This window comes from Paenibacillus sp. FSL H7-0331 (genome assembly GCF_001956045.1).
The window spans coordinates 22,385-36,735 of the sequence record NZ_MRTH01000034.1; the positions used below are offsets into that span (position 1 = coordinate 22,385).

10 protein-coding genes are annotated in these 14,351 nt (G+C 48.5%); all 10 read left to right on the top strand.

All coding sequences use genetic code 11. The annotated features are described in order from the left end of the window. Positions 1-35 precede the first annotated feature (35 nt). The 10 genes from BK127_RS32135 (at position 36) to BK127_RS32180 (ending at position 14,259) form a co-directional block, all read left to right on the top strand. Positions 36-1,619 carry a response regulator gene (locus BK127_RS32135; protein WP_076236191.1) on the top strand — a complete coding sequence of 528 codons (1,584 nt, stop codon included), beginning with the start codon at positions 36-38 and terminating at the stop codon, positions 1,617-1,619. Between the two features lie 19 nt (positions 1,620-1,638). Continuing rightward, a complete protein-coding gene (locus BK127_RS32140; RefSeq protein WP_256711542.1) occupies positions 1,639-3,399 on the top strand; it encodes a glycoside hydrolase family 127 protein in 1,761 nt (586 codons plus the stop codon). Between the two features lie 42 nt (positions 3,400-3,441). Continuing rightward, positions 3,442-4,122 carry an aspartate/glutamate racemase family protein gene (locus BK127_RS32145; protein ID WP_076236192.1) on the top strand — a complete coding sequence of 227 codons (681 nt, stop codon included), beginning with the start codon at positions 3,442-3,444 and terminating at the stop codon, positions 4,120-4,122. Positions 4,123-4,147: 25 nt separating this feature from the next. Next, entirely contained in the window at positions 4,148-5,407 is a 1,260-nt protein-coding gene (locus BK127_RS32150) for a ribulose-bisphosphate carboxylase large subunit family protein (protein WP_076236193.1), read from the top strand. A 75-nt stretch (positions 5,408-5,482) separates the two neighbouring features. After that, positions 5,483-6,886: a four-carbon acid sugar kinase family protein gene (locus BK127_RS32155; RefSeq protein ID WP_076236241.1), complete on the top strand. Its 1,404-nt coding sequence runs from the start codon at positions 5,483-5,485 to the stop codon at positions 6,884-6,886. A gap of 236 nt (positions 6,887-7,122) precedes the next feature. After that, positions 7,123-8,820 carry an extracellular solute-binding protein gene (locus BK127_RS32160; RefSeq protein WP_083689762.1) on the top strand — a complete coding sequence of 566 codons (1,698 nt, stop codon included), beginning with the start codon at positions 7,123-7,125 and terminating at the stop codon, positions 8,818-8,820. Positions 8,821-8,898: 78 nt separating this feature from the next. Beyond that, positions 8,899-9,792, top strand: coding sequence for an ABC transporter permease (locus BK127_RS32165; RefSeq protein WP_256711546.1), 894 nt, complete (start codon positions 8,899-8,901; stop codon positions 9,790-9,792). Between the two features lie 27 nt (positions 9,793-9,819). Then, positions 9,820-10,683, top strand: a complete 864-nt coding sequence (locus BK127_RS32170) for a carbohydrate ABC transporter permease (RefSeq protein WP_372237392.1) — start codon at positions 9,820-9,822, stop codon at positions 10,681-10,683. Positions 10,684-10,841: 158 nt separating this feature from the next. After that, entirely contained in the window at positions 10,842-12,569 is a 1,728-nt protein-coding gene (locus tag BK127_RS32175) for a sensor histidine kinase (protein ID WP_076236196.1), read from the top strand. Positions 12,570-12,612: 43 nt separating this feature from the next. Further along, entirely contained in the window at positions 12,613-14,259 is a 1,647-nt protein-coding gene (locus BK127_RS32180; RefSeq protein ID WP_076236197.1) for a response regulator, read from the top strand. Positions 14,260-14,351 lie beyond the last annotated feature (92 nt).

Sequence of the window (14,351 nt, forward strand, 5' to 3'; positions counted from 1 at the left end):
TTCAAAATACTTTTACTTAGAAAGGAGGTCCAGCCATGTGGAAAGTCGTGATTGTCGACGATGAACGTTGGATCCGTAGAGGGCTGATTCAATCGATTCCATGGGATCAATTTGGACTCGAACTTGTAGGAGAGGCGGGAGATGGTCAGGAAGCGTATACGATCGCGCTTGAACAGAAGCCGGACCTTCTGTTCTTGGATATGCGGATGCCAGGCTTGGATGGTAAAGAGCTGATTGCTATGCTGAATCGCGATATGCCTGAGCTCCTGACCGTTGTGGTCAGCGGATATTCGGACTTTGAATATACGAAGGAGGCCATTCGTCATAAAGCTTTCGATTATTTATTGAAACCGGTTAAGAAGGAAGAGCTCGCTGCGCTGCTGGAAAAAGCAACTTCTGAATTAGCCAAACGTGAGAACGAGAAGCGACAATCTTCTCTGGATCATAGGGAGGATTGGCTGCAGCGAATATTGTTTCAAGCGGATGCTGAAGGCGGAAGACCTGATGATCAGGAGCACTCACAGCTTCCTAAAGAGTGGACAACAGGTGAATCCTTCGTGCTTGTAGGGCAGCCGGATATATACCGGGAGTGCTCGGAGCAAGCGAAGCTTTTGCAGCCACTCCGGGAGCAGTTGAATCGAACCCGGCCGTTCCTGTTTGGAGGACGCTGGAACTATGTCGTAACGACGGCTCCTGATGGTTCCAGGGAATTGGTGATGATCATCACAGGAGCGCGCTTACAGCAAGAGGAAATCGTGAAGCTCAATCTGTCGCTTCAGACGGTATTGAAGCAGGCGGATCACCATGGCTACAGCTTTGGTATTAGTGAAAAAAGAACAAATCTTCAGCACCTGAGGGAAGCCTATTTGGAAGCCAAACTTACTTTAAAGAACAAAAGCTTGAGCGCGGCTGGAACCATTCTCTTTACAGGGCATGATTCCGTGTCTTCAACAGACCTGTACCCGCAAGAAAAAGAAAACGCTTTTTTACTATCGCTCCATCTGGGCAATAAAGAAGCAGCCGGACAGGAGTTCGAACAGCTGTTTACTGCATTTAGTAAAGATACGATGACCGTGGATCATATGCAGCGGAGTGCTATTTTACTTATCCACTCTATTGAAAAACAGCTGCGAGCCACAGATACAAGACTGCAGGAGGTATGTGGCAAAAATCCACTGATGTACACGGAAATCATTCAGCACCGCAATGATGCAGCTTCGGTCAAGTCGATTTTTGACAATGAAATCCTTCCTCATGTGCTGACTTATTATTCACGCTCGGGTGAGAAGCAGGGGGAGAAGGTGGTTCGGGAGGTGCAAAAATTAATTGAATCCCATTATGACCAGCCGCTTTCACTGCATCAGATAGCCACTAGTCACTACATGAATACCGATTACTTAAGCCGTTTGTTCAAAAAAACGACCGGTCACAACTTTGTTGATTATTTGATGGATATCCGGATTAACAAATCCAAGGAGCTTATGAAGCTATCGAAATATAAAAATTACGAGATCGCACAAATGGTTGGCTACGAGGATTATCGCTATTTCAGTCAAATTTTCAAGAAAAAAACCGGGATGACGATTGGCGACTACCGAATTTTAGCCGAAATTAATTAAAGACAGGGAGAGAACAACTGTGGACACTTTTAAAAACGATAATCTAAACAGGGATGATCATAAACGATGGATCCCGGATACGCTTATGCTGGAGGAACGTGCGCGAGCTGCCATTAATGCGATGGTAGGCATGGCCGATAGCGATCATAATTACATTCCCTTTTTCGGAGCGGATTTGATGAATAAACCGTCAAAAATGTCGCATGGAGATTGGGATTACGGTTCCTCACATGGCAGAATGATTGACGGACTGATCCTTGCTCGCCATATGTCAGGTGAAACCTTCGGTGCAGAGGTGGAGGCGCGTTATCGGGCCAATCTCCTATCTTTCTTCAAGGAAGACGGGATGAGCTATCGCCAAATCAATCCGACCCGAAATTGGGAGCCGAACGCCAATCTGATCGATCAACGCGCAGTTATTTTATCGTTGACGACCTGGTTTATGGAAACAGGCGATGTGGCGGTTAAGGAAGCGGCGGATCGACACGTAGCTGCATTAAAGCGGATTGCGATCAAGGAGCGTGATGTCTGGTACTACCCCGCCTCAGAGTATAAAGAAACCGGTTGGCCTTCTGCCAACGGTATCCAGCTGCGGCTGGCGCCGGATCCTGCTGCCTTTTGCGGACGGCTGGTGATGCCGCTCTTAAAATATCACGAGCTGACGGGCAATCAGGATGCATTTGATTTGTGTCAATTTTTTACAGCTCTTATTATCGAGCGGAGCGGTGTCTTCAATCAGGATGGCAGCTTTAACGATTCACTCGCCTATCGCAGCGGTCATTTTCACACACGTATCGGTACTTTGGATGCGATAGCGCGGTTTGGCGCTTTTACCGGAGATGCGGCAATGATCAGCTGGGTGAAAAAGTGCTACGATTGGGCGCTGACCAAATCCACAGCCTTTGGCTGGACGCCAGGAGATTTGCATGAGCAAGCCTACGAGCACGAAACGTGCTCATTGGTCGATTTGATCGCTACCGGAATTACGCTGGCGAAGAGCGGTTATGTGGAGTATTGGGGTGTGGTCGAGAGATTCCTGCGCAACCATTTGGCGGAATCGCAGTTATTGGATCTGGATTGGGTAGAGGATTCTGATGATCAATCCAACGATATTCATGCTCATACCACTTATTTCCAAGTAGGTAAACGTACCAGAGGAGCTTTCGCCGGATATTCGGCACCCAATGATTTTGTCTGTGATGTGAATGAGGGCCGGGGACATACAAGTGATTTGCAAATATGCTGCCTCGGATCGGGTACACGGGGGCTATTCATGGGCTGGAGCAACAGCGTGACGGAGAAGAATGGGACGGTCAGCATCAATTTCCTGTTGAACCGGGGTTCCAAATGGCTCGATGTCAGCAGTTACCTGCCGCATGAGGGTAAAGTCGTCATTGATGTTCATATGGATATCCCACGGCTATTGATTCGGATTCCGGAATGGGCCGGTTTTACGAAAATTCGGTTTACCCGCAGCCTTGATGGTGTTGAAACGGAAGGTAAAGGCAATGAGGAGAGCAGATGGGTGAACAAGCATTTCCTGGTTCTCGGACCCGCTGCGGCTGGAGAGACCATCACGGTAACGTTCCCGCTCAGTTATCGCCGTACGCTCGAAAATGCAGTCGGACAAACGTTCGAGACGCAGTGGCGCGGCGATGATGTCGTCGGTATTACACCGCAAGGAACGAAGAAGCCATTGTACAGCGGGCGTAAGGTATATAATGAAGCGCCTATGCGCGAGGGTGACTACCGTCGGCTGGATAACGAATTTGTGTGGTAACCCTTAATGTAAAAAAATAACCTGTTCTGGAGGCATATCGAGATGAAAACCGTAGTAGCTGTATATACCGGTCAAGGGCTGGCCGATCCGCTGAAGGCGGTATTTAAAGAGCTTCTGCCGGACGTTCGGCTAGTTAATATCATCGACGACAGTCTGATCGGTGATGTGGTGAAGGCAGGCCATGTACCAACAGGCGTAGCGCGAAGATTGGTGCAATATTTTCATCATGGGGAAGAGATGGGAGCGGATGTTATTCTGAATACTTGCTCCTCTGTAGGTGAAGTAGCCGATGATGCTCGACGTTTGATTGGTGTGCCAATTGTGAAGATTGATGAGTCGATGGCGGCCAAAGCAGCTCTCAGTTACGAGCGTATTGGGGTATTGGCCACACTGCCGTCGACCTTGGAGCCGACAATGCGGTTGATTCGCAAGCAAGCGGACCTGGCAGGTAAACAGGTTACATTGGTTAATGGACTAGCCGACGGTGCATTCGATGCGCTGGTTGATGGACGTCCCGAGGAGCATGACAGGATTTTGCTGGAAACGGCCAAGCGGATCGCGGCTGAAGCGGACGTTCTTGTGCTGGCACAGGGCTCAATGGCTAGAATGGAGAGGACACTTGCCGAAGTGACCGGTAAGCCCGTTTTGTCTTCGCCGCGAATGGGTGTTGAAGCAGTAAAAGCTATACTGGCAGCAGCTGAAGCAGCCGAACCTACTGCATAGAGATTTGAGTATTGGAGGTGCACCATTGAATCAAGAACGAGTGATAGCCACATATTTGGTAGAAACCCCTTATTCGTTGGAGCGCGCTGCGGCGACTATTGCGGGAGAGCAATCCACTGGCACCTTTACAGCGGTACCAGGAGAGACAGATGAGTTGAAGGCGCGATATGGAGCGACGGTAGAGCGGATCGAAGCGTTGGAGGAGGTGGATATGCCTTCTTTACCTGGAGCGAAAATTCCTGTTCAGCATGACGGGCGATTTCGCCGCGGCATCATTACCGTATCGTTTCCGCTCCATAACTTTGGCCCATCCATTCCGAACCTGCTGTCCGCTGTAGCAGGGAATTTATATGAGCTTCAAGAGCTGTCGGGTCTTCGACTGATGGATCTTGAGCTGCCGGAGGCATTCACGTCACGTTATCCAGGTCCTAAATTCGGTATTGCAGGAACACGAAGGCTGACAGGTGTCTATGACCGACCTATTCTTGGGACGATTGTAAAACCGAGCATAGGTTTAACCACCGAACAGCTGTCCATCTTGGTCGGCAAGATGGCAGAAGCGGGAATGGATTTTATCAAGGATGATGAATTAAATGCCAATCCCCCTTTCGCTCCCATAGAGCATAAGGTAAAGGCAGTCATGGAAGCAGTGGAGCGTGCAGCGGATGTCACGGGAAAGAAGCTGATGTATGCCTTCAATATTACGGGTGATTATGATGAGCTGCGTCGCAATCATGATCTTGTCGTGAAGGCAGGAGGCAACTGTGTGATGGTCAGTATACTTAGTGTAGGGCTCTCTGGTCTTGCTGCCCTGAACAGCTATAGCGAGGTTCCCATACATGGTCACCGTAACCAGTGGGGGATGCTGACGCGCTGCCCGTTATTGGGTATTGAATTCACGGCCTACCAAAAGCTGTGCCGACTTGCCGGTGCGGATCACCTGCATGTTAATGGTTTAAACAGTAAGTTTTATGAAAGCAACGAATCGGTTACTCGTTCCATTCATGCTTGTACAACCCCAATTCTTGGCGGGTACACAACGATGCCAGTAGTCTCATCCATGCAATGGGCGGGAACGGCTCCTGTAACCTACAGTGCTGTGGGTTCAGTTGATGTGATGCATCTGGCTGGTGGGGGAATGCTGGCCCACCCCGACGGTCCAGCAGCCGGTTTTGAAAGTATGAAGCTGGGCTGGGAGGCGGCTGTACAGGGGATTCCACTTGAATTGTATGCTCAGCAGCATCCAGCCCTGCAGCATGCAATTGATAAGTATGGGAAAGGTTGACCTGAGATGCAGACAAATCCTAATGAACGTAAAGTGGGTCAAGCTCAGTCTGAGTGCTTGAATATACAATCAACAATGGATGTGGAACCAATCCTATCTCGCTCACAGGTCAAGCGTTTGCTCTGCTACTATGGAGACGATTTTACAGGATCAACAGATGTTCTTGAGTCTTTGTTTCAGACGGGTCTCAGAACGGTATTGTTCCTGGAACCCCCTACAGAAACTATGCTGAGTGAACAGTTTCGGAACGTACAATGCTTTGGAGTAGCCGGTGTAGGGAGATCGCTATCGCCTGAAGCGATGGACCGCGAGCTGCGTCCGCTGCTGGAGACGCTTAAAAGCGCGGGAGCTGCTGTCACTCACTATAAAATCTGTTCCACCTTCGATTCATCACCCGATACAGGAAGTATCGGTAAGGCAGCAGAAATAGGTAAGGATGTGTTCCGCAGTCGTTATATACCTCTACTCGCGGGTGTTCCTTATTTGCACAGGTACACGATATTTGGCAATCATTTTGCGGCAGCTGGAGATACCGTACACAGACTGGACCGTCATCCTACGATGTCACAGCATCCTGTGACACCGATGGCAGAGGCTGATCTAAGGAAGCATTTATCAAAGCAGACCCTGCTAAAAACCTCGCTGTTTGACCTAATGGCCTTGGACGGAATCTATGAAAAGGTGGAACAAAGGCTGCATAACCTGGTTCACGATGAACAGCCGGATCTTGTTCTCTTTGATGTGCTGGATGAGTCAAGGCTGGAGACAGCAGGCCGATTAATCTGGGCTGAAGCGGCCAAAGCAGATGACGGATTATTCGTAATCGGTTCCTCAGGTGTCGAATACGCACTTGGCGCCTGCTGGCAGGCAGATGGGCTCATTGCTGCATCGATTGGAAAACATGAAGCTGCTGGAAAAGTTGAACAGCTGCTGGTCGTATCAGGCAGCTGTTCACCTGTAACTGAGAAACAGATCCGTTTGGCTATGGAAGCGGGCTTTGTCGGCATACAGGTTCCGGTTCATGATCTGATCCAGCCAGATCGGGCAGCAGCAGCACTTGCAAAGCTGGAACATGAAGCTCATAAGGCGATAACAGATAGGAAAAGCGTAATCTTGTATACCGCTGCAGGTCCGACTGATGACAGTATCGCTATGATCCGTGAAGCGCTTATGAAGCAGGGGTTAAAAGCTGAGGACAGTGGCCGTATATTAGGAAGTGCACTTGGTGTACTAACCCGCAGGCTGGCTGCCGAGCTTGGGCTTTCCCGAATCCTGATTGCAGGTGGGGATACCTCCGGTTATATTACTCGTGAGCTTGGTATCTATGCATTGGAATGCAAGGCAGTGCTTGATCCGGGAGCTCCATTATGTATAGCTTATTCCCATGATCCACAGTTTGACGGATTGGAGCTGGTGCTTAAAGGAGGCCAGGTCGGTGGTGAGCATTTCTTTGAGAAGGTCAGGCAAGGAAGCAGTTAAGAAGTAAGCAGCAACATAAGCGAATCCCAGAGAGCTCCCGTGTATCGGGGGCTTTTTCATGCTTAAAAGTCTCATTAACATGCTTCAGTCCACTACTGGGGCATGTTTAGTTTCCTTGGATTTGCTCGAATTTAAGCAATTGTGGTATCACCTTAAAATTTTTGTATATATTCACCCGACCCTCAGATTTACAATAAAAGTAAGCCAAATATTTGTACAGTAGGGGGAAGAATAACATGTTCATGTCACATAAAAATTATGTGCTCACGGGTACGGTATTAAGCATGGCGTTGGCGGTCGCAGGTTGTACGGATGGTAAAAGCGAAACGACAGGAGCAGCTGCCAAGGTAGTCAATGGAAAATATGATCCTGCAATTACAATTTCAACAGCGCGTGTGCTGGATCCGAATGTGAAGTTTAAACCGGGCGAAACGATTGAGGATAATGTGCACACCCGCTGGATGGCGGATAAAATGGGGATTCAAGTCAAACATACATTTGTCGTGAATAATGATAAGGATTTCAATACCAAGCTGCGTCTGCTGCTGGCCGGAAGCGATCCGCTGCCTGATGTTTTTCAAGTGAGCGATCCGACGCTGATCAGCGAATTAATCCAGTCCGGCAAGGTGATGGCTGTAGATGAGGCAATTGCCAAATATGCTCCGCAAAATATCAAGGATTTGTATGCCAAATATCCAGATGGATTTAATATGTTTAAAAGCAGTGGCAAGACGTACGGAATCCCGATGTACGAGAGCCTGACCGGCGGCACCATATTTTGGGTACGGCAGGATTGGTTGAAAAAATTAAATCTGCCTGATCCCAAAACGATCGATGATATGGACAAAGTGTTTGACGCCTTTACGAATCAGGACCCGGATGGAAACGGCAAGAAGGATACATTCGGTCTCGCGCTTTCCATGCTGGATCGGGTCAATGGAACGAGAGCAACAGTCGATTGGGTATTCGGCGCTTATGGTAACAACATGCCCTTTCAATGGATCAAGGATAAGGACGGTAATTTGATGTATGGCTCTATTCAGCCGTCTGTTAAGCAAGCGCTTTCAAAGATTCGTGACTGGATGGCCAAGGGCTATATCGATCCGGAAGCGGGCATTAAAGACAAGAACAAAGCAACGGAAAGCTTCGTCAACGGCTCTGCCGGCTTGGTTGCCGGTGAGTATCATATGTATCCGAATCCGCTGCTGGATACGACGAAAAACAATCCGCAGGCAGAATTCAAGCCGCTTTATCTTCCTGCAGGTCCAACGGGCAATATAGGAAGAGTCGAGACGCCGATGGTGAAGCGCGGAATTCTATTCAATAAGGACTTCAAGCATGTCGATGCGTGGTTTGCTTATTACCAGAAGATGTTCGAATACCAGTTTTTCGTCAAGGATTCGGAGTTCTATCTCGGTAATCACGAAGGCTATGATTATGTGATGAAGGATGGCAAGCCGGTTTACCAGCAGTTCGAGCAGGCAGGTATTCCTAAGGACAAATGGCCGCTGCCCGATGGCAAAACACCGATTGAAGCCAAAGCCTATGCTTCGCTAATCGGCGGAACGAATTTAAATCGGCCCTATTCATATGATGAGGGTATCCTCAAATTTGCCAACGACCCGAAGGCGACACCTGCCAATCCTATCGAGGACAGCATCAAGGACCGCGTGCCTGTGCATCAATTAGCAGGGAAAATCAGGGTAGAGCAGAACAAATTCGATCTGGCGAATGAATTTAAAGGCGCACCAACCAAAACGATGCGGACCAAGCTGGAGCTTCTCGAAAAAATGGAAAAGGAAACCTTTACCCAAATTATATATGGCAAGCTGCCGGTCGAAGCCTTCGATAAATTTGTATCGGACTGGAAAGCAAGCGGAGGCGATGAGATTACCAAAGAAGTCAACGAGTGGTACAAATCGCTAAAAAAATAGGAGGGCAGGCATATGAGCGAGCTGATCCGTCCGATCACGGATACACAGACTGCTGCCGCCAGAAAAAACTCCAAATTCATCTCCTATTTCAAAAGAACCTGGAGCTTTCACCTGCTGCTGCTGCCTGCACTAATCGTGGTCATTATATATCAATATATCCCGATGCTCGGCATCGTCATAGCTTTTAAAGAATACAAGCCTTGGTTGGGCATCATAAATTCCGAATGGGTGGGGCTGGATCATTTCAAATATTTATTCACCTATCCCGACAGCGTACAGGTCATTATCAATACAATCGTGATTTCGACGCTGAAGATCAGTACCAATATCTTGATTCCCTTTATATTTGCTCTCCTGCTGAATGAGGTCCGAAAGACGTATTTCAAGCGGGTGGTGCAAACACTCGTATATCTACCGCATTTTTTATCATGGGTTATTCTTGGAGGGATATTGATTGATGTACTGTCGGTAAAGGACGGGATTGTGAACCATGTGGTGCAGCTGCTTGGATTTCAGCCGATTTTCTTTCTGGGAGACGGGGATTGGTTCCGGGTTACGGTTATCGTCAGCGATGTATGGAAGGATTTTGGGTTCTCGGCGATCGTGTATTTGGCCGCATTAAGTGGAATCAACCCTGCCTTGTACGAGGCCGCTGAAGTGGATGGAGCCAACCGCTGGGAGCAAACGATTCATATTACCGTGCCTTCCGTGCTGCCGATTGTCGCCGTTGTCACGACATTGGCGCTCGGCAAAATTCTCGACGGCGGATTTGATCAAATATTTAATCTCTATAATCCGTTGGTATATAACAAAGGCGATATTATTGACACCTTCGTCTATCGTGTCGGGCTTGTCGGTGGACAATTCAGCTTTGCCTCGGCTGTCGGTTTGTTCAAATCGCTGATCGGTTTTATACTTGTTGTCGTTTCATACCGGTTGGCCTACAAATTTGCCAACTATCGAATATTCTGAAGCGGGTGAGCTGCCATGTATCGATCGATGCCGTATAAAGTGTTTTCTTATTGCAACTACGCCTGCTTGTTCATCCTGAGCGCGCTTTGCGTTCTTCCGTTGATTCATGTATTGGCGATTTCGTTAAGCTCCAGCGCTGCTGCGACCGGTAATATTGTCACCTTTTGGCCGGTTCATTTTACGTTCGAAGCGTATACGGAGACGCTTGGCAACAGCAACTTCCTCCATGCGTTATGGATAGGCATCAAGCGGGTCGTACTGGGCACGTCGCTGTCCATGCTGCTGGTTGTGCTGGCGGCCTATCCGCTGTCCAAGGAAGAAACGCGGTTTCAAGGGCGTACGTTCTATGCTTGGCTGTTCGTCTTTACGATGCTGTTCCATGCAGGCTTGATTCCGACTTATCTGGTAGTCAAGGGAACCGGCCTGATGAATACGATCTGGGCGCTGGTGCTGCCCGGAGCCGTGAGCATCTGGAATCTGATCCTGATGCTGAACTTCTTCCGTGCGATTCCCAAGGAGCTAGAGGAGGCGGCATTGATGGACGGCGCCAGCCATTTGCGGATTCTGTTCACGATATATTTGCCGATCTCGATGCCGGCGGTGGCGACGCTCTCTTTATTTGCGATGGTGACCCATTGGAATGCCTGGTTTGACGGGATGATTTATTTGTCAAATGCCAGCGATTATCCGATATCAACCTTTTTGCGATCGATTATTGTATCCGAGAATTTCTCGGTACTCGGTCTTACCGAGGATGAGATCAAAAACATATCGCCACGGACCGTGAAGGCGTCTCAGGTGTTTATCGGCGCGCTGCCTATACTACTGGTATATCCGTTTCTGCAGCGCTACTTTGTTAAGGGAGTTATTCTCGGGTCCGTCAAGGAATAAAATAGCGTGCATTGATGCCTGGCCTGGCACCTCATTCCGTTTCTAAATCCCTGTGTGCCTGTATCCTGACCTGCTGTGAAAAAAGGGTTGTGCATTGCGGGGACAGCTCTGTACAATATGGGTATCATTGGATAATAGGTGATGGGGTGCTTCATGTCATGGTGAAAAACTTGAGTATTTTCAGCAAAATCATGATCATTGTATGCTTGCTGCTGATTCCACTGCTGCTGTTGTTCGCTTATTCGAATCAGGTGAGCACGAATGTCGTGAAATCGGAAATTGAGAAATCGAATGTGAACCGTCTTTCCTTTTTTTTGAATCAGATGGATACGAACGCAGATCAGCTGGCCAAGGTAGCTTTTACATTGGGTAGAGAACCGGAGGCCGTCAAGTTCCAGTCGATTCATTTGTCCTACGAGTTGTTCGATTCGATTCAGATTCGCCAAACGCTGCTGGAAAAAATCAATCTGCAAAGCGCCTCCTACAGCTGGACGAATAAGCTATCGATCTACTCACCGGCTTTGAAGCAGCTGGTTTCGACGAACGCCCTGGAAAATTATGATTTAAGCTATTTCCAGAAAAACATGTCACCCGACTGGGTTTATCGTCCCCATACGGGTGGCAGCGAGCAGCCAAACTATTTTTACCGATATTCGACCGATCCGTCGCTGCTGTTTGGCGACCTCAGTCAGGTGAATGTCATCATTGAGGTGGCTTTCGCAGCCCGGAATATCGAGCTGATGCTGGACCAATTCAAAGCTGGCAGCGTCGGGGAGCCGTTTTTCTTTCATGAGGGCTATGATCCGATCATGAATTCCACGGCAAACCGGCAAACTGTCTCGGAACTGGCTGCTCTACTCAAAGGCGATAAGCTGCAGCGGTCGGGTAGCAGGACTGTGGAGATGAATGGAATCAAATATATGCTGAGTTATGCTAAATCCAGCTCCCTGGACTGGTATCTGGTTGACGTGGTTCCTCTGGAGAGCGTGCTGGCTCCGATTACGACGAGCCGCAATTTGTTCTACACCACGATCTCTATGCTGCTGCTGACGAGTATTATGGCTTCCTACCTGTTATTTAAAAATGTTCAGGTTCCGATAACCCGATTGATTGGAAGCGTAAACAATCTGAAGCGGGGAAACTTCTCGACACGGATAACGCTGAAGGCGAGCCGCGAATTCACGATTTTATTCAATCATTTCAACAGCATGGCCGAGCAAATTCAGGATTTGGTAGAAAAGGTGCTTCGGGAGAAAATCAGGGTGCGTGACGCGACGCTGAAGCAGCTGCAATCACAGATTAATCCGCATTTTTTATATAACAGCCTCGCTTTTATCCAGAGTATGGCCCAGTTGGAAAACAAGCAGGCAATCATTGCCATGACACAGCATTTGAGTAAATATTACCGTTATGCAACCCATATTGAGCATCAGGAGGTTACACTGGAGAATGAATTGATTTTAATTGTAAATTATTTGGAAATTCACAAGCTGCAAACCCGCAGATTGGAGTATGTGCTGGATGTTCCGGAGGAGATGAAGGCGAGTATTATTCCGAGGCTGCTTGTCCAGCCTATTGTAGAGAATGCCATCGTTCACGGAATTGAATGCAAGTCGGGTATCGGAACGATCCGAATTTCCGGTTATACTACCGAAACAGAGCACACTCTGATCATCGAAGATAGCGGAATCGGCAGCAGTCTGGAAGAAATTGCACAGATGAATGAAAGGTTTGGAAGAGGGCTGGATGAAGAGCTTGGACATGGCATGTGGAACGTGCATCAGCGGCTGAGGCATCAATTCGGGGGAGGCTCCGGCCTGCACATTTCCGCTTCACTGCTGGGTGGCTGGAAGGTTGCGCTTACGATGAAAGTACGGATAAGCTGATTCGTTTCCTTGTTAAGAACATACTCGCAGCGGAGGGTTGCTAATGCAGTTGCTGATTGTTGACGATCATCCGGCCCAGGTCGATAGTATGGCTCAGACGATTCCTTGGTGTGATTACGGAGTCAAAGCGGTCTATAAGGCTTATTCGGCTAAGGAAGCGCTGGAAACGATCCGAGCCCAATCCATTGATATCCTGATTACCGATATTCGCATGCCCGATATGAACGGTCTGGAGCTTATCCAAAGCGTAAGGTCTATATCTGAGAAAATCCGCTGTGTACTGATGTCCGGATATAGTGACTTTGAATATGCCAAGCAGGCTATTCAATTTAAGACGGCAGGTTATTTGATGAAGCCGGTTGATACCGGGGAATTGACAGCTCTCATCGAGCAAATCTGCAGCGAGCTGCGGGAGGAGTGGAATGTGAAGGAGGTATACCACAATGCGATGTATACCTTGCGTGAGAACATTCCTTTTCTGCGTTCCCAATTATTAATGGACCTGCTGCAGGGCAGGGAAATCGCGCGTCCCGTGTTATGCAAGAAGATGAGAGCGCTGGAGCTGCCTTTTGATTGCGAGGATTATGTGTGTATGATGGTCATCCGGATGGATGAGGAGAGCGCTGTGGAGGATGAAGTTAAGCTCTCCCTTTTGGAATATGCGATTACGAATATGGCTGAGGAGGTGTTTCGTGAAACCTTCCATCTCTGGCACTGCAAGGACATCAATGGACATCTGGTTTTTCTGGTCAGCCTCAATCATGAGCAGCTGGAAAAACCACTTCATGAGCAGACGAATGAGCAGTACCGGCTGCAGCTGGCAGCGGATATCGGGGAGCTGCAGAAGAAAACGAGAACCTATCTGAAGCGTAAAATATCGGTCCTTTTAGTTAACCGCTGGGTGCGTCTGTCCGAGCAGATTGTCCCCCTATATCATTGCGCCATCACGGGAATCCGTAAGCATATCGGTAGTGAGCAGCAGTTTTTTGCTGTTGTTACTGATGATGCCGAGACGATCCGTATAGGCTCGCTGCATTCCCTGTATGAGCCGCCAATGCTGCTGCATGTATTGGAAATAGGACGCTGGGATATGGCGGAGGAGCGGCTGGAGTTGGTTTTTAAGGAGCTGGATGCGAAGTGGAGGGAATCACCGGAGTATTTGAGCGAGGCCTTTTTCTTCATCGCCGGCACTTTTATGCACATCTCACATAAGAACGGGCGGCAGCTGCAAAACATGATAGGTCATTACGGGAAGAAGCTGCAGCAGAACCGCACCTTTCGTCCTTTTCATTCGCTTGCGCAGTTACGCGAGTGGGTATTCGATGTGTTCGCGCTGCTTCAAAATGACCTGCAAAAGCAGCAGAAGGACCCAAAATTGACCGTTGTTGAACGGATTCAGGCCTATATTGAGCAGCATATGGATGGTGACGCCTCGCTGCAGGCGATTGCCGATCATGTCGCCCTGCATCCGGCGTATTTGTCCAAAATGTACAAGGTCGAGACCGGTATCGGGATCAGCGATTACGTGATGAAGGTCAAGATGGAGAAGGCCGTCGAGCTGCTGCGTAACAAGCATGAGAAAATTTACAACATCGCAAGCCAATTGGGCTATCAGACACCACATTATTTTATCCGGGTGTTCAAGAAATATTATGGCGTTACACCTCAGGAGTTCAAGCTGAGCCAATAGGAAGGCCGCACAAATAAAGTGGTATCATCTTAAATCTTTTGTATAGGTATCTCATTGCAAACGCTTTAAACTGAACTGGTAAGCTTAGCCAA